This is a genomic window from Glutamicibacter sp., assembly GCF_035257265.1.
In the GTDB taxonomy this organism is placed as follows: domain Bacteria; phylum Actinomycetota; class Actinomycetes; order Actinomycetales; family Micrococcaceae; genus Glutamicibacter.
In genome coordinates, this window is the sequence record NZ_DATEXC010000055.1 from 12,763 (window position 1) to 28,936 (window position 16,174).

Below are 16,174 nucleotides of genomic sequence, written 5' to 3' on the forward strand. Positions count from 1 at the left end.
CAGCAACATTAAATAATGCGGTTAATCTGGGCAAGGTACATCCGAGGTTTATCAGGCCATGATCCAGTTTAACCAGCAGGCCGACACCGCATTTAAGGCTTCGGGACTTGACCCATTGATGGCCGAACTCATCAAAATTCGGGTGTCTCAACTTAATGGGTGTGCTTTCTGCTTGCGCATGCATCAGAGGGACGCGATCAAACTAGGCGAGAGCATGGATCGGCTCGCTGTCGTGGCAGCTTGGTGGGAATCGCAGTACTTCTCCGAGGTGGAGCAGGCAGCGCTGGCGTTGGCTGAGGAAATTACTCAGCTGCCGGTACCGCAGCATCAATCGTGGAACACCGGGGTGCTGAGCGAGGAACAGGTGTCGGCGATCAGCTGGTTGGCGATTGTGATGAACGGATGGAACCGAATCGCCATTCAAAGCCACTACCCGGTTGCTCCGTAGGCGGTGCAATCCGTGCAATGAAGGGCGCACGCGGAGGCCTCAACTGGTGAGTTTGCTCATCGAGGCCTAGCGCGCCGAATTCCTGCGTGCTAGCTTGGAAATGATTCCACAGTTGACCTGCGGAACTAAAAAATTACTGCACCATGGACGCGAACCCGCCAGGACTTCCTATGGACTATTCATAAGGAGCACCTCGTGTCCCCGGTTCTACGACGCATTGTCTACGTTTTTTCTTACGAGCTATTTGCTATTTTGCTCACCTCGGTAGCCTTGATCCTGATGGGATTTGGTGGAGGAAACTCCGGGATTGTTGCGGTAACTTCCTCGGCGGTGGCCCTGATCTGGAATTACGCCTGGACTTCTGCATTCGAAGCATGGGAAAAACGTCAAGCGGATCAATCGCGTTCAGTGGCCCGTCGGGTGGTGCACGCGGTGGGCTTCGAAGCTGGACTGGTGCTCATTCTTGTACCGATCCTGGCCTGGATCCTGTCGGTCACGCTGTTCGAGGCTTTGATCTTGGAAGCCGGACTGCTGGTGTTCTTCTTGTTTTACACCTTTGCCTTCTCCTGGCTCTTTGATCGGTTTGTACCTTCTGCGCGGCCCACACCGGCCAAGGCGCAGAACAGCACGCGGTAAAAATCCCCGGTATGCTCACGCCGCTGGGCTCCTGTTGTCCTAAACATACCTAGCACTGGCTGGCGTCACTGGCGAAAACGATGCTGCGTTTTCGCTACTATGGAAGTATGACTTTACGTGCCGACGGCCGCAGCGCCGCGCAACTTCGTGACATCACCATCACCCGCGGATGGTCCACCCAAGCCGAAGGTTCGGCCCTGATCGAATTCGGAAACACCCGAGTACTATGCACCGCTTCCTTCACCCAGGGCGTGCCGCGCTGGCTCAAGGGCGAAGGTACCGGCTGGGTCACCGCCGAATACGCGATGCTGCCACGTGCGACGAATACCCGTAACTCCCGCGAAGCAGTGAAGGGCAAGGTTTCAGGTCGCACCCATGAGATCTCCCGGCTGATCGGCCGTTCCCTGCGTGCGGTAGTTGATACCAAGCAGTTGGGCGAAAACACCATTGTGCTCGACTGTGATGTCCTGCAGGCCGACGGTGGTACTCGTACCGCAGCAATCACCGGCGCCTATGTAGCGTTGGCCGAAGCTATCGAGTGGGCACGGGGCGAAAAAATCCTGAAGGCCAATGCAAAGGTACTGACCGACTCGGTGGCAGCGATCTCGGTAGGCATCATTGATGGCACCCCGATGCTGGATCTGCCGTACGAGGAAGACGTTCGCGCGGAAACCGACATGAACGTTGTGGTCACCGGCAGCGGCGACTTCGTCGAGGTACAGGGCACCGCCGAGGGTGCACCCTTCAAGCGCGACGAACTTGATGCACTGCTTGATCTCGCCTTGATCGGCACCACCGAATTGGCGCAGATCCAGACCGAAACCCTGAAGAATTCCAAATGAGCCAGCCCGTTCTTGTCCTTGCCTCACACAATCAAGGCAAGCTACGCGAACTGCGTGAGTTGCTGCGCGGCCAGGTGCCAGGTCTAGACGTCGACACTCAGGTGATCGACGCGGCTACCGCAGGAGCACCGGATCCGGTAGAGGATCAGGTGACTTTCGAAGGCAATGCGTTGAAGAAGGCGCGGGAAATCAGTGCGGCGACCGGGCTGATTGCGCTCGCCGACGATTCGGGTCTGAGCATCGATGTGCTTGGCGGAGCGCCGGGGATCTTTTCCGCTCGCTGGTCTGGTGTGCATGGAAACGACGAAGCGAACATTGACCTGTTGCTTGCGCAGCTAGGGGATATCACCGCCGAACACCGCACCGGCGCATTTGTCTGCGCCGCAGCACTTGCGACCCCGCAGGGCACCGAACATGTGCAGCTGGGTAAGCTGTTGGGCAGTTTGCGCACCGAGCGTGCCGGGGACGGTGGATTTGGCTATGACCCGGTCTTCCAGCCGGCAGAATCGAATCGTTCACTGGCGCAGTACAGTGCCGAGGAAAAGAACGCGATCTCGCATCGCGCGCAGGCCTTTGCACAGTTGCTTCCGGTGATTATCGCCGAGGTCACCAAGGTGCTGAGCTCAAACTAGCAAGTCTTTTCAGTACATTAAAATCCGGACGCTGCCCTGGCAACGTCCGGATTTTTTGCATCTAGGTATAGTTCAATTTTCGTGGGCTTGCTCAGCTGGGATCGGCTGGCTCGGAGTTCTCGTCTCGAATTTTCTGTGCTGCTTCGGCGGTGGGCAGTGCGAGCTGCGCGTTGCTGCCCATCGCATATGCCCCGGCGCCTGAAGCGGAAGTCCGCGCGATAATTTTCCCGCTCTGGACGTTATTGGTGAGGTGAGGCTGGGAAGCAGTTGCCGTGGAGCCACTGGGGGAGCCGGCTAATGCCGCTGCCACGAGAGTTAGCGACGAGATCATCATCATGAGTTTCTGGGATTCACGCCGTCGCCCGTCAAATGAGTCGGGCTGAAAAGGATTGAGGGACATCGTGACGCCTCCTAGCTTGTTATCGAAATTCCGATACCTACATTTTCATGTTTCGTCATCAGCCTGTGGGGATCCATTGCGCAGGTGGGGAGCCAGCTAAATTCCGAGTATTCCGAGCTCGCCGCAGCACTCGTCCTGACTGGTCAGCGTCATTATTTAGCTGGTCATGCACACTCTAATTTTTTATTTCCTGAAGTTATTTCTCTGCCCAATGCTTGCCAAAGAGTTGAACCGGTTCTATGGTTAGTTACATGAGTAATGAACCAATGAACTGAAGCTCATCAGTTGGTTCCAAGTAAAGGCAGGAGGTGCGTGGTGTGATTGACGATTCAAAACCAATTTTCATTCAGATCGCTGAGCTGATCGAAAACGACATCTTCTCTGGCGTCCTGGCTGAAGAAGGTCAGGTGCCATCCACTAATGAATTTGCCGCCTTCTATCGGATTAACCCGGCAACCGCGGCCAAGGGAATAAACAAACTCGTAGAAGAGGGTTTGCTATACAAGAAGCGGGGAATCGGAATGTTCGTAGCGCAAGGCGCGCCGGAACGCTTACGGCAGAAGCGCAGGCAAAAATTCAATGACCAATATGTCCAGCCATTGGCCGCCGAAGCAGGAAAGCTCGGCATTGGAGCCGAAGAACTCATGGACATGATCAAGTCGGCACAACCCATCATCGATGCAGGGCCAGGAGGATCTCGCCATGTCTGAGCAAACCCCAGTGGAAGTACGTAACGTCAGCAAGACCTTTAAAGATGTTAAGGCCTTGGACGACGTGAACCTGCAACTGGATTCTCACAAAATCTACGGACTGCTCGGACGCAACGGTGCGGGTAAAACCACACTCATGTCGATCTTGACTGGGCAAGGCTTCCCCGATGCTGGCGAAGTCAAGGTCTTTGGCCATACGCCCTTTGAACATGACGCGACACTTTCTCGGATCTGCTTCATCAGGGAATCGCAGAAATACCCCGATGAGTACAAGGCCTTTCAGGCGTTCAAAGCCGCAGCTCTCTTCTTTGAAAACTGGGATGAGCAGTTGGCTCAGGAACTGATCGCCGACTTCAACCTTCCGCTCAAACGGAAGATCAAGAAGCTTTCGCGCGGTCAGCTCTCCGCAGTAGGTGTGGTCATCGGGTTAGCGTCTCGTGCCGAAGTCACATTTTTCGACGAACCATATCTGGGTCTGGACGCGGTGGCTAGGCAGATCTTCTACGACCGATTGGTCGAAGACTTCGCCGAGTACCCGCGAACTATCGTGCTCTCAAGTCACCTGATTGACGAGGTAGCAAACTTGCTGGAACACGTGATCATTATCGACTCGGGACGCATTGTGATGGACGAGGACGCAGAATCACTGCAGGGAGCCGCGGTCACGATCAGCGGCAAGGCAGATGTGGTCGAAGAGTTTGTTGCGGACTATCCGGTGATTCATCGCGACTCGTTGGGTGCGCTGGCAAGTGTGAGTATCCAGCAACGGCTGACCCCGGCCCAGCAAGCCGAAGCCCGAGAGCTCGGTCTTGAGCTGTCGCCAATGTCGTTGCAGCAACTCGTGGTCCGAACAGCCATGGGACGCAACGTCCTTGCAGCACATCAGGATCAAGCGAAGGAGAGAGCATCATGGAACGCGTAATCAAAGTTGCTCGGATGCAGCTGATCAACAAGTGGGTCTTTATTGGCCTGCCCCTGCTGATTCTCGGCTGCGCGTTTATCTTCTCGTTAGTGATCTTCTGGATTGTTCGCGAGAACGGTGGCGAAGGAACAATGTATGGCGGCGGCGCTCAGGCGCCGATGTGGTATTTTCTCGCATTGGGAATCCAAGCTTTGACCTTAACCTTCCCGTTCTCCCAAGCGATGAGCGTCTCGCGCAGAAGTTTTTACCTGGGCACGGTATTGCTCTTTGGAGTGTGTGCTCTGGCCTTGTCCGTCTTCTACTACCTGATGGGACTTCTCGAAAAGGCCACCGGCGGATGGTGGATGGATGCGCGCTTCTTCGCCTTGGAATGGGTGGCCGATAACAATGTCGCGGTACAGATTGGCTTCTACTTTGTGCTGATGGTGCTGTTGTTCATGGTTGGCTTCTTGATCGCTACTATTTACATGCGCTGGCGCACCACTGGACTGCTCGTATTCTTCATCGCTTTGGGTGTGCTGCTGCTCGGAGTAATTGCACTGCTGACCTTCAATCAGCTCTGGGCCAACTTCTGGACCTGGGCGCTGACCTGGACTGCCGCAGGCGTGACCCTGTGGGGCGGTGTCGTAGCGGTAGTGATGGCTGGAGGTTCGTACCTGACCTTGCGCAAAGCGACCGTAGCCTAGTAGTTGTTCGGCCCAGATGCCCTTGACACGTTTTGGCGTGGCAAGGGCATCTGTATATGCACCACCGAACCGTTTTCGGTGCTTGTAAAGCTCGAGTGTGACAAGTCTGTGTTGCCGCACGTATTCAACATCGAGATTTTGACGCAGACACACAGGTCATCAGACATTTAGCCTTCGAATAGCAGTCTTCCGGAATGCGCAGCGCACCAGGAGGGATTATCCACACATTAGACTTCGGATGCTGGCCTTTGAGCATTAACGAGTAAACTGTCATGCGTGGCATTGGACTTCACAGCATTAGATTTTGAAACTGCAAACGGATTTATCGGATCGGCCTGCTCGGTAGGCCTGATCAAGGTCCGTTCCGGACGCATCGTCGAAACCGAACAATGGTTACTTCGACCGCCGGCAGGTTTTGACCACTTCGACCCGCGAAACGTCTCAATCCACCACATCACCGAAGACATGGTCACCGACGCACCACGCGTGGGGGAGAAGCTCGGTGATCTCCTCAAATTTATCGGATCCGACGTGCTTGTAGCGCATAACTCGGCCTTCGACTCCGGAGTCATTCGTGCCGCCTCGGAAGCCAGCGAACTCGCTGTCCCGGAAATCGCACATCTTTGTACTGTTAAACTTGCCCGCAAAGCCTATGATTTACCCAGCTACTCGCTGCCGTTTGTCGCCGAAGAGGCCGGCCACCCCATCGAAAACCACCACGAGGCGCTCGCCGACGCGGAAGCCTGCGCGTGGGCAATGATCGATATCGCTCATCGAAGTGATGCTCCGTCCGTCTTGCACGCGGCGGATCACTACAACGTCGGGTTGGGGCTCACCGCGTCATGGAGGCCGGGTGAAGAATTCTCCCGTGCCACCCGAGACGCTCAAGGTTGGATGGCCAATGGCCACCCGATGCCTGCCCTAGATTCCTTTGGATCCTGGCCGCAGGAGGGGGAGAACCCCGAACCAAATATGGACGCAGATCGTACGCACCCGCTATTTGGGCAGGTTATGGTGTTCACCGGAAACCTCTCGGTACCGCGGCCTAAGGCTAAGCAGTGGGCGGCAAACTACGGCGCACAGACCGCCTCGCGGGTCACCCGAGCTACCACCGCATTGGTGGTTGGTGATGGATTTGTTCCGCAGGATCTGGCCAACGGACGTTTGACCAACAAGGCCAAGCAGGTGCTGAAGCTGCGCGATAAGGGCCAGCGCGTGGAAATCATCTCGGAAGGTGAATTCATGCAGCTGGTCGAGGGCTTCGGAATGGCCGTTCAAGGCTGAGTCCTGCAGTCCGAACCGTTTTTAACTACTAAACACCACGAGGTACACGTGAACAACAAAAATGGCATGCTCACTAGGCTCATGCGATTTATTGGAGTTGGCGGATTCTGCTTCGTAGTAACTTTGGTTGTCAACTACGGGTTGAAATTCACGGTGCTCGAAGCGCATCCAACCACTGCATTTATCATTGCTAACGCTGTTGCGACGGTGGTCTCCTTCGTGCTGACCCGGCAGTACACGTTTCAAAATCAAAACGACGCGTACCGCAAGCGCGTTCAAGCCATTGGCTTCTTCACCGTGTCGTTGATCGGCATTGCCATCAACTCCGCTCCGCTCTATGTATCGCGCTGGATCCTGGGATTCCACTACCCGCAGGTATCTTTTCTCAGCCAAGAAGTAGCAGACTTTATCTCCGGGCCGATTATCGGCACGTTGCTAGCGATGGTGTTCCGCTGGTGGGCACTGCATAAGTTTGTTTTCCCCGATTCACAGAAAATTGACCTGCCTGAGGAACCACAGGAAGCGTTGGTTCCCTCCAAGGGATAAGCGAAAACCAGCGGTTTTCTCGCAGTACGTCTCACGTTGTACAAATGACTCGGCCCGGAACCAAAAATTTGGTTCCGGGCCGAGTCATTTAAATCGTTTGGGAGGGTTAGTCCACCAAGGCCATCCAGCGGTCGTGAAGCTCAGAGATGATGTCATCCAACGCAGAAGCTGGACGGTCACCTACAGCATCAGAACCATACACTGCAGCCAGCAGGGCTACCGCGTAGGCATCAGTTTCTGGATCACGGCTATCGTCTTCCTCAGCTGCCGGGGCATCTGCCGCCTCGATATCGGATTCTTCCTCCACCTCGGCTGCGCCACTTGCGTTGAAGTACGCGGCGTAGGCATCGGTGGGGGACAGGTGCAATGAATCGCGCACCACGGCCACCACCTGACGCAGGGCATCCGCTGAGGGACCTTCAAGTCCTTCGAGCATAGCGTCCCATTCGCTGCCAGCTGCCTGCGAGCGTTCAATGGCGGAGCGGACGATACGGGCGGCTGCCACCGTGGTTTTTGCAGCCTGCTCATCATGAGTCAGATATGCGGCGGCACGGGACAACGCCTCGGTAGTGGATTCTGGGACACGGGAGAGCAACGCGACCGCGGCAGCACGTGGAAGCACGCCAGTGGAGTCCGCATTCACGCCGGTAGGGCGTCCGCGTTGGCCCATATCTTTAGATTTCAGACCCGACATGTTCAGCGGATCGCCAGCCATCAGACCGTCATGAATCTCGACCTTCTTCATTTCAAGATCAATCCAACGCTTTAATGGCTCGGGCGCACCGGTCGGGAAGGACCCGGTCAGCTGAGAGTAGGCGCGAAGCGAAGCGAGCCACATGCAGGCTAACTCGTCGCTGCCCACACCATCTTTGGCCCATTCGAGGGCTTCAAGCAGCCCATCGACCATATAGAGCGGGAGTAGCTCGGTGGCACCGGGATCGATATCGTCCCGGGCGTGGGTTGCGCCGTCGGCTAGGCCGAGCAGGATCGCGAACACCTTGTCTGAGTAGTTCTCTGGCAGGAGTGCAATTTCACCGGTTTCATTCACAAGTACATTCTAGTGCGCAAACTGTCGAAGGTATTGCATAAGGTGGGATCATGCGATTGCTTCACACCTCAGACTGGCATTTAGGCCGTACCTTCCATGGTGCGTCGTTACTCGATGCCCAGCGCAGCGTACTGCAGGAAATCATCGATATCACCCGTGAACGCCAGGTGGACGTGGTGTTGGTGGCCGGTGACATTTATGACCGTGCACTGCCCCACGTGGATGCGGTGCGTTTGTGCAACTGGGTGTTGGCCGAGCTTCGCAAAACCGGAGCCACCCTGATTTTGACTAGTGGCAACCACGATTCCGCCTCCCGGCTAGGATTCGCCTCAGAACTCCTGGATTCTGCCGGAGTGCATATTTTTGCCGATACCTCACGCATGCTCGAACCGGTGGTGCTCGAAGCAGATACGCACCGCGTGGCCGTGTACGGGATCCCGTATCTGGAGCCACGGATGGTAATGGACGAGCTCCAGGTGGAAAAAGCCAGTCACGCGGCGGTGGTTGCAGCGGCCATAAACCGTATCGAAGGGCACCTGCGAGAACTACGGAAGAGCGGCACCCCGGTGGTGTCCGTGGCAATGGCACATCTCTTTGCCGCCGGCGGTGAAGGTAGTGACTCGGAACGTGAGCTAAGCACCGGCAACTTGGACGTGGTTCCCGCGCGGCTCTTTGAGAATTTTGACTACACCGCGCTAGGTCACCTCCACGGGCGCCAGCGCATCGCCGAGAAAATCCGTTACTCGGGTTCTCCTTTGGCCTACTCCTTCTCGGAAGTGAAACAGCGCAAGGGAATCTGGCTGATCGATACCGATGCACAGGGAATTGCCGGGTACGAAGAAGTACTGCTTTCGGTGCCGAAAAAACTCGCCATCCTGCGCGGAAATATCGAAGATCTTCTTGCAGATAAGGAACTGGCTTTCGCCGAGGATGCTTGGTGCCAGGTGACGCTGACCGATCCGGAACGCCCGGCAGATGCGATGAGCAAGGTGAGGACTCGCTTTCCGGACACCGTGGTGCTCGCCTTTGACCCGCAGGGTGGCAGGGCCAAGGAAAAGTCGACGTATTCAGACCGGATGGCTAAAGCAACAAGTACCGCACAGGTCTGCACGGACTTTATTGAACATGTCAGAGACCGGCAGGCCGATGAACTTGAACGGGAACTGCTTGACTCGGTCATCCGGAGCACGCGTGAAGCACAGGTGAGCAAATGAGAATTCATAAGCTTCATATCCAGGCCTTTGGCCCCTTCGCCGGAGTCGAAGAAGTCGACTTCGACGAACTGTCGGCTGGCGGATTGTTTTTACTTGATGGACCCACGGGTGCCGGCAAATCCAGCATTCTCGACGCAATTTGCTACGGCATATATGGTTCCTTGCCTGGAAACCGGACCGGTAGCCGTCAGATCCGTTCGGATCATGCAGCAGAAGGTATTGAACCACAGATCATCTGCGAACTAACCGTGGGAGACCGTCGTTTTGAGGTGACTCGTTCCCCGGCATGGATGCGTCCAAGCAAGCGGGGCAAAAACGGAGTCACCGAGCAGAAGGCGTCCAGTGCTCTGCGCGAACTGGTCAAAGGACAATGGGAGGCCTTGTCGACCCGTAATGATGAAGTAGGGCAGATCCTCGGTGGCCTGCTAGGTCTGGACCGTGATCAGTTCACCAAAGTGGTGATGCTCCCGCAAGGCGGGTTCGCAGATTTCTTGCGTGCCAAGGCCACCGCACGTGAAGACCTGCTCAGCAATCTGTTCGATACCAGTGACTACGGGAAGATTGAGGACGAGTTCAACCTGCGTCTTGCCGGGGAACGTAAAAAAGCCGCAGAAATTGAGGCTAATCTCAGTGCCCGTGAAGATAGCATCCGTCAAGAAGTTACAGCTTATCTTTCCAGTCATGAGACCGTGGATCCTGATGACGCGTTGGAAGATATCGCGCCGCCGGCGGATTTGGCAGCTGAATTTGCGGACTATGAGACGCGTATTTTCGCTATGTATTCCTTCCGTCAGGAACAGACCTCAACGCTGCGCAAACGGCGCGACCAGGCGCTGAATAACCAAAAATCCGTGGAAGAACGCAAACGGGTTTTTGAGCGCCGTGCCGAATTGAGCGAACTGGAAGCCGAACACGCTAAAAACCACGCGGCTGCTCTGCGCGCCGGAACGGCACTTAACCTGCACGCCAAAGCCGCCGGAATCCGAGGCTATGAGGCACAGGTCAAAGAGACAAAAAGCAGCCTCGAAGCCACGATGGAAGACTGGCACGAGTCTCAGCGCAGCGTAGCGACTAGCTACGACGTGCAGACTCAAGCGAACAGCGATGATCTAGAAGTTCTTCGGGCACGGGCGGCGAAACTCAATACCCGTCTCGTGGTGCTCAAGGCAGCGCTGGCCGACGAGACTAAGCAGCAGAAACTGCAAGAAGAACTTAAAGAGGCACAGCAACAAGTCCGCAACCAGCAGAAAATCCTCGAAGACGCGGAGCAGACTCTTCAGGCGCTACGAATCGAGCGTGAAGAGCTCGCTGCCGATCCACAAAAGCTAGATCTTGTCGCAGCCGCTGAGGTTAAGCAACAAGCTACTGAGGAGCTCAAAGCTGCACAGGATCTGGTTGTGCAGATCAAGCTGCGCGAGAAGCTACAAAAATCTTTGACTAATGCGGATATTGAGTATGCGGAACAAAGCCTGAAACTCAATGCTGCCGAGTCTGCGTTGATCTCAGCGCAACGCCTGCAGTTAGAACAGACCGCCTTGCGTCTTGCCGCTGCGTTGGAAGACGGCTCGCCGTGTCTGGTTTGTGGCTCGCTGGAACATCCGCAGCCGGCGCAGGCTGAGGATACTGCCGGACTCATCGATGACGAACAGATTGTGGCGTTGGAGAAGGTCGTTCACTCAGAGCGGGAACTGCAAGGCGCGAAGGCCAAAATCAGGGATGTGGCGACCACCAAATTTGAGACTGCAGCCGAGTCTGCGAAAGATGCAGATCTTGCCACCGGACAAGCGCTTGTCCAGGTAACGCAGGCAAAGCTGGATGAATCTACCGCGAAACAGGCGGAGGTTACCAAGCTGGCGCAAAAATTGGAGTTACTGCGTACCGGTATCGAAAAGGAAACCGCTAAGGTTGCGCAGGCTACACTTGCCCACGCTACGAGCAGCAAGCAGGTTGAATCGTTGAGCGGCCAAATTGCTGAGCTTGACGTCAAACTTGCCCAGCTACGCGAGGGGAGCGAATTAGGGCTTAACGAGCTAGTAGCGAAGGTGCGAGCCGAGTTCACGATCTTTAACCGAGCCTATAACGCACTGACAGATCATTTAGCTGCCATCGCCGGCGCAAGCAAAGCGGAGGCTACGTGGATCAAACAACGCGATGAAGCCGGCTTTGAAACTGACCAAGACTACGCTTCGGCCCTGCTCAGCGAGCAGAAGCGTGAAGAATATCAGCGACTGCAACACCAGGACACGGTGCGTGCCAGTGCCATAACCACGCTCAAAGCATCCGCTGATTACCTTCGGGCCAAAGATCTCACGGCCCAAGGAATTGACGCACCATCCGAGGAGGAAACGAGTCGGGTCAACGAGCACGTTGAAGCGACCGAGCAACGGTATGAGTCCGCGCGCCAGGACGAGGTGCTGGCGCAGACACAACTGGAACGCCTGCGTACCTCGGTGAGGGCTTTGAGTGAGTACCGTGCCGATTCTGGGCCGGTCATCGACGCGTACCGGAGACTGCGAGATCTAGCCGACGTGATTCGTGGCGGGGGAGAAAACAAATACAAGATGACCCTGAGCACCTATGTGCTGGCGGCGCGTTTGGAAGAAGTTGCACAGGCCGCCACCGAGCGGCTGAAGATCATGTCCTCCGAACGTTATTCGCTGCATCATGATGATTCCACCCGTGGCAATTCAAAGTCTGGGCTGGGCCTGCGCGTCCGGGATTCATGGACAGGTAAAGAACGCGACACTCAGACGCTGTCCGGCGGTGAAACATTCATGGCTTCACTGGCTCTGGCATTGGGACTGGCGGACGTAATCTCACATCACAGTGGTGCGGTAGATATGCAGACGCTCTTCGTGGATGAAGGTTTCGGCTCCCTTGATGCCGAGACCCTAGAGCAGGTGATGGAAGCGCTGGAATCACTGCGTGCAGGCGGACGCATGATCGGTCTGGTGTCCCATGTTTCGGAGATGAAACAACGAATTACCAACCGAGTGACGGTTATCAAAACCCAGCACGGTTCCACAATTGATATGACCCCAGAAGTGATGCTCACCATCTGAACTAGACATTGACCAAGACGCTGGTATCTTGAAAGTAGTGCCATCAGGCATGTCTGGGAAATTTTGTGTGTCGGGGGGCGTGGGACGACACACGCTTTGCTGTGGAGAATTGTTGACTCAACATATGTTGTCCAATGAACCGAACCAAAAACTAGAACCTAAGCCAGGGTTCTCTTCACTGGTTCCTATGGTTGGAACGGCCTACGTTCCGCTATCTTTCTTTGCTAGATTGCCCCTGGCAATGCTCACCATTGGGTCGATGACCTTGGTGACTGCAAGCTCCGGATCCTATGCACTCGGTGGCTTGAGTGCGGCCATGGTGGGACTTGGTTCTGCCGTGGGCGGGCCCAGTATCGGAATGCTCGCGGACCGCTTCGGTCAGCGTCCGGTGCTAATTCCAGTATCAATCTTGCATACCATTTTGCTTCTGTTGTTGACGTGGTACGGCAATAGCGGTTCGAACTTGCTGGTCGGTGTGCTGGTCATGATTTCCTTGCTCGCGGGAGCCAGCGGTCCACAGGTCGGACCGATGTCGCGAGTGCGTTGGATTTCAATGACGCGCCGGCAGCAAAAAAATCCTAAAGTGCTCACCGCGGCGTTGAGCCTGGAATCCATGCTGGACGAGCTTGGCTTCGTCTTCGGACCGGTTGCCGTAGGTCTATTAGCCTCGCTGGTACACCCAACGTTGCCGCTGCTGATCGCTGCAGTTCTCACCGTGGTGCTGGTTCCTACCTTTGCGAAACACCGCACCGTCGATGAGGTTAAACCGCATGGCAGTGGCGAACATGAAGTAAAGGTGCGCGTCTCTAAGGCGCAAGTGGCCGCTATTGGTGCGCTAGTACTTGGCATGATTGGCTTAGGCACGGTCTTTGGCTCATCAGCCGCCGGCACGCTGGCATTTGCCGGCGCACTGGGTAACTCCAATCAGGGTGGCTTGCTCTATGGCGCAATGGGGCTTTCCAGTGCGCTGGCAGCGATTTCCGTGGCTTCGTGGCCACAGGGATTTAGCCAGATCAACCGTTGGATCACCTGCGGTGTGGCGCTGACTATTGCCAGCTTTGGATTGCACTATGCCAGCTCCGTGCCGTGGATGCTTTTAGCACTGTTTGTGGCAGGTTTTGCTGTCGGTCCGGTAATCGTCACGGGCATGACCTTGGGTGGCGAGGTAGCTCCGCCGAAGCTGCTGTCCACAGTGATGACGCTGCTGTCGGCCGGAATCGTGGTGGGCACATCAATCGGTAACGGTTTGGCCGGAGTATTGGCAGAATCTTCCGGTTACCTCGGGGCCTACTGGGTCTCTACCGCTGCGGCGTTCCTCATCCTGCTTGCGGCTCTGCTGATGAAGCTGATCGTTGCAAAGGCTCCGTCGTTGCGACGCGTGCGCTAACACCAGAGTGTTAAGTCGCAGGCTCCTTTCCCTTATGGGAAAGGAGCCTGCGGTGCTTAAATCTGAGGGGACCACGTTTTTAGCTGAGTTCGTCGCCCACGTTCAGTGCAGCTTCTTTCAACGCACGAATAATGTGCTCACGGGTGTCGACGGTGCTGGTAGCGAAGATGACGGCGATGGCCGCCGGGGTAGGGCCGGTGTGGGAAATCGGTACCGCTATGGCGGTGACGCCTTGGATCACTTCGTTCTCGCTGGTGGAGTATCCCTCAATCCGTGCGGTGCGCGCAGGCTCACGGTACTCAATGCCGGTCTCCATCGCATCCCATTGGCTACGCGTGTATTGGGATTGGATGGCGATACCTGGCGCGCCAATATCCATCCCGTGCACCGAGCCGGGGCGGTGCACAATGGCGCTTCCTGAGTGCACCGGTTCAACTGACTGCAAGGTGGTGCACATATCGTGTTCCCAGACGGCCAAGAACGCCGTCATGGATAGTTCATTAGCAAGCCTGGTGAGCTCGGGCAGCGCGGCAGATTGCAGGTCGCGCTGCACGGAGCGGGCAAGGACTGCCAGCCCTGAGGCTGAACGAATCCTGCCGGATTCATCCCGGCTGAGCAGGCGGTGTTCTTCAAGCGTGCGCAGGATCCGGTAGGCGATGGAGCGATGGACGTCGAGCCGCTCGGCGATTTCCGCGATGGTGAGGTTGACTGGAGACTCGGCAACGATCTCTAAGGCTCGAATTCCGCGGGATAGGGTTTGCGAGGACGACATCTTCTTCATTCCGGCGCTGGCCCCGATTTTTTCGGTGCACAGTCAGCCTTAGGCTCGACGCTGGTGTACTTGATTCGAGTCTAGGGGTTCTTTATCCGAACAGCGAATTCTTTTTTTGAACTGTTAGACGGGAGTGTGACTAATGCAGCTTGTGAGGACAGTCACTCCTAGTTTACTATGTATCTATTACCCGTCCGAACGGTCGGTAATTATCCGCATCTTCATCTGAGGACACTCGCACATGTCTACAACCGCATCACGTACCCAGGAAGAACGGCGCGTTCTGGCCGGCACCCTGGTAGGTACCACCATCGAGTGGTACGACTTCTTCATTTTCGCTCAGCTCACCGCGACGCTGTTGACCCCGCTGTTCCTGGAACCGCTCGGTGAATCAAATCCAGCTGTAGCCCAGATCCTGTCCTTTGCCATGATTGGCATCTCCTTCTTCTTCCGCCCCTTGGGGGCCATCGTGGCAGGACACTTAGGTGACCGCTATGGACGCAAGAAGATTCTGGTGCTGACCTTGATCCTCATGGGAGCGGCCACCTCGCTGATCGGTGTGCTGCCAACCTACGCCGCAATTGGCATCGGAGCACCTATCTTGCTGGTGCTTCTACGTGTGATCCAGGGCTTCTCCGCAGGTGGCGAGTGGGGTGGCGCAGCGCTGATGGCAGTGGAGCACGCACCGAAGGCCCGCCGCGGTTACTTCGGAGCTTTCCCGCAGATCGGCGTGCCTATCGGCATGATCCTGGCAACTGGTTTGCTCTACATTCTGCGTGTCTCGATGACTCCAGAGCAGTTCCAATCGTGGGGCTGGCGTATTCCATTCCTCCTGTCGGTAGTGCTGATCCTGGTTGGTTACATGATCCGCCGTGCGGTGGAAGAATCCCCGGTCTTCAAAGCCATGGCTCAGCGTAAGGCCGCCGAGCACACTCCGCTGAAGGAGCTGATGACCGGGCACCTGAAGCCGGTGATGCAAGCTGCTTTGATCTTCGTTTCGAACAACGCCGCCGGTTACCTGGTGATCGCCTTCTTCATCTCCTACACCACCAAGGTGCTGAAGATGGAACTGGCTCCAGTCTTGCTGGCTACCACCGTTGGCTCAGTCGGCTGGCTGATCTTCACTCTGGTCGGTGGCTGGCTCTCGGACAGGCTGGGACGCCGGAATACCTTCTTGCTCGGTTACGGCATTGTATTTGTCTGGATGATTCCAATGTTCATGTTGGTGGACACCGGAAATATCGTGCTCTACACCGTGGGTATCTTCGTGCTCACCATTGGCCTGGGGTTGTCCTACGGTCCACAGTCGGCCATGTACGCCGAGATGTTCCCGGCTCGTATCCGCTACTCGGGTATCTCGATTGGCTACGCACTGGGTTCGATTCTCGGCGGTGCCTTTGCTGCCACCGTGGCGCAGGTCTTGCTGACCTCCACCGGATGGTCTGGTTCCATTGCGATCTACATTATGGTGCTGACCGTCATCTCCGTCGCCGCGGTGCTCTGGGTGGGCGAAACTCAGGGACGCAACTTGCACCTGGAGGAAGTTCAGGATGAAGAAGCGCCCACCGTTCGCTAACGTGCAGGT

General features: G+C 56.2%; 16 protein-coding genes. 13 read left to right on the forward strand and 3 right to left on the reverse strand.

The window, feature by feature from the left end; genetic code table 11:
* Positions 1-58: 58 nt before the first annotated feature.
* From VJ369_RS15215 to rdgB, 4 genes are all read left to right on the forward strand, one after another.
* Positions 59-448, forward strand: coding sequence for a carboxymuconolactone decarboxylase family protein (locus VJ369_RS15215; protein ID WP_324092892.1), 390 nt, complete (start codon positions 59-61; stop codon positions 446-448).
* A 195-nt stretch (positions 449-643) separates the two neighbouring features.
* On the forward strand, positions 644-1,084 hold the full coding sequence (locus VJ369_RS15220) for a PACE efflux transporter (protein ID WP_324092893.1): 441 nt from the start codon (positions 644-646) through the stop codon (positions 1,082-1,084).
* 107 nt (positions 1,085-1,191) lie between these two features.
* Complete coding sequence (gene rph, locus VJ369_RS15225; protein ID WP_105674896.1) at positions 1,192-1,926, forward strand: ribonuclease PH; 735 nt, start codon at positions 1,192-1,194, stop codon at positions 1,924-1,926.
* Positions 1,923-2,558: an RdgB/HAM1 family non-canonical purine NTP pyrophosphatase gene (gene rdgB / locus VJ369_RS15230; RefSeq protein ID WP_324092894.1), complete on the forward strand. Its 636-nt coding sequence runs from the start codon at positions 1,923-1,925 to the stop codon at positions 2,556-2,558. Before rph ends, rdgB begins: the two co-directional genes overlap by 4 nt.
* A gap of 91 nt (positions 2,559-2,649) precedes the next feature.
* On the opposite strand, the gene VJ369_RS15235 is transcribed toward rdgB, so the two are convergent.
* Positions 2,650-2,958 (reverse strand): hypothetical protein, encoded by a 309-nt coding sequence (locus tag VJ369_RS15235; protein ID WP_324092895.1) that lies wholly within the window; start codon positions 2,956-2,958, stop codon positions 2,650-2,652.
* A 317-nt stretch (positions 2,959-3,275) separates the two neighbouring features.
* Here VJ369_RS15235 and VJ369_RS15240 point away from each other — a divergent pair, with 317 nt between their 5' ends.
* From VJ369_RS15240 to VJ369_RS15260, 5 genes are all read left to right on the forward strand, one after another.
* On the forward strand, positions 3,276-3,668 hold the full coding sequence (locus tag VJ369_RS15240) for a GntR family transcriptional regulator (protein ID WP_324092896.1): 393 nt from the start codon (positions 3,276-3,278) through the stop codon (positions 3,666-3,668).
* Complete coding sequence (locus VJ369_RS15245; protein WP_324092897.1) at positions 3,661-4,590, forward strand: ABC transporter ATP-binding protein; 930 nt, start codon at positions 3,661-3,663, stop codon at positions 4,588-4,590. The genes VJ369_RS15240 and VJ369_RS15245 overlap by 8 nt, the downstream gene beginning before the upstream one ends.
* The gene (locus tag VJ369_RS15250; RefSeq protein WP_324092898.1) at positions 4,578-5,276 is read left to right on the forward strand and encodes a hypothetical protein; all 699 of its coding nucleotides are present in this window, start codon (positions 4,578-4,580) and stop codon (positions 5,274-5,276) included. Before VJ369_RS15245 ends, VJ369_RS15250 begins: the two co-directional genes overlap by 13 nt.
* Before the next feature lie 276 nt (positions 5,277-5,552).
* Positions 5,553-6,560 carry an exonuclease domain-containing protein gene (locus VJ369_RS15255; RefSeq protein ID WP_324092899.1) on the forward strand — a complete coding sequence of 336 codons (1,008 nt, stop codon included), beginning with the start codon at positions 5,553-5,555 and terminating at the stop codon, positions 6,558-6,560.
* Positions 6,561-6,608: 48 nt separating this feature from the next.
* Complete coding sequence (locus VJ369_RS15260) at positions 6,609-7,106, forward strand: GtrA family protein (RefSeq protein ID WP_324092900.1); 498 nt, start codon at positions 6,609-6,611, stop codon at positions 7,104-7,106.
* A 106-nt stretch (positions 7,107-7,212) separates the two neighbouring features.
* On the opposite strand, the gene VJ369_RS15265 is transcribed toward VJ369_RS15260, so the two are convergent.
* The gene (locus VJ369_RS15265) at positions 7,213-8,154 is read right to left on the reverse strand and encodes a hypothetical protein (RefSeq protein WP_324092901.1); all 942 of its coding nucleotides are present in this window, start codon (positions 8,152-8,154) and stop codon (positions 7,213-7,215) included.
* A 50-nt stretch (positions 8,155-8,204) separates the two neighbouring features.
* Between VJ369_RS15265 and VJ369_RS15270 the strand changes: the two genes are divergently transcribed.
* The 3 genes from VJ369_RS15270 (at position 8,205) to VJ369_RS15280 (ending at position 13,817) form a co-directional block, all read left to right on the forward strand.
* Complete coding sequence (locus tag VJ369_RS15270) at positions 8,205-9,368, forward strand: exonuclease SbcCD subunit D (protein WP_324092902.1); 1,164 nt, start codon at positions 8,205-8,207, stop codon at positions 9,366-9,368.
* A complete protein-coding gene (locus VJ369_RS15275) occupies positions 9,365-12,430 on the forward strand; it encodes an SMC family ATPase (RefSeq protein WP_324092903.1) in 3,066 nt (1,021 codons plus the stop codon). The genes VJ369_RS15270 and VJ369_RS15275 overlap by 4 nt, the downstream gene beginning before the upstream one ends.
* Before the next feature lie 112 nt (positions 12,431-12,542).
* On the forward strand, positions 12,543-13,817 hold the full coding sequence (locus VJ369_RS15280) for an MFS transporter (RefSeq protein ID WP_324092904.1): 1,275 nt from the start codon (positions 12,543-12,545) through the stop codon (positions 13,815-13,817).
* A 79-nt stretch (positions 13,818-13,896) separates the two neighbouring features.
* Here VJ369_RS15280 and VJ369_RS15285 read toward each other — a convergent pair whose 3' ends face one another.
* Positions 13,897-14,589 (reverse strand): IclR family transcriptional regulator, encoded by a 693-nt coding sequence (locus VJ369_RS15285; protein WP_096256339.1) that lies wholly within the window; start codon positions 14,587-14,589, stop codon positions 13,897-13,899.
* A 241-nt stretch (positions 14,590-14,830) separates the two neighbouring features.
* On the opposite strand from VJ369_RS15285, the gene VJ369_RS15290 reads away from it, so the two are divergent.
* Entirely contained in the window at positions 14,831-16,165 is a 1,335-nt protein-coding gene (locus VJ369_RS15290) for an MFS transporter (RefSeq protein WP_324092905.1), read from the forward strand.
* Positions 16,166-16,174 lie beyond the last annotated feature (9 nt).

Coding starts and splice junctions, on each gene's coding strand:
- VJ369_RS15250 (WP_324092898.1), top strand. CDS start 4,578: ATGGAACGCGTAATCAAAGTTGCTCGGATGCAGCTGATCAACAAGTGG.
- VJ369_RS15245 (WP_324092897.1), top strand. CDS start 3,661: ATGTCTGAGCAAACCCCAGTGGAAGTACGTAACGTCAGCAAGACCTTT.
- VJ369_RS15235 (WP_324092895.1), bottom strand. CDS start 2,958: ATGTCCCTCAATCCTTTTCAGCCCGACTCATTTGACGGGCGACGGCGT.
- VJ369_RS15215 (WP_324092892.1), top strand. CDS start 59: ATGATCCAGTTTAACCAGCAGGCCGACACCGCATTTAAGGCTTCGGGA.
- VJ369_RS15275 (WP_324092903.1), top strand. CDS start 9,365: ATGAGAATTCATAAGCTTCATATCCAGGCCTTTGGCCCCTTCGCCGGA.
- VJ369_RS15290 (WP_324092905.1), top strand. CDS start 14,831: ATGTCTACAACCGCATCACGTACCCAGGAAGAACGGCGCGTTCTGGCC.
- VJ369_RS15270 (WP_324092902.1), top strand. CDS start 8,205: ATGCGATTGCTTCACACCTCAGACTGGCATTTAGGCCGTACCTTCCAT.
- VJ369_RS15285 (WP_096256339.1), bottom strand. CDS start 14,589: ATGTCGTCCTCGCAAACCCTATCCCGCGGAATTCGAGCCTTAGAGATC.
- rph (WP_105674896.1), top strand. CDS start 1,192: ATGACTTTACGTGCCGACGGCCGCAGCGCCGCGCAACTTCGTGACATC.
- rdgB (WP_324092894.1), top strand. CDS start 1,923: ATGAGCCAGCCCGTTCTTGTCCTTGCCTCACACAATCAAGGCAAGCTA.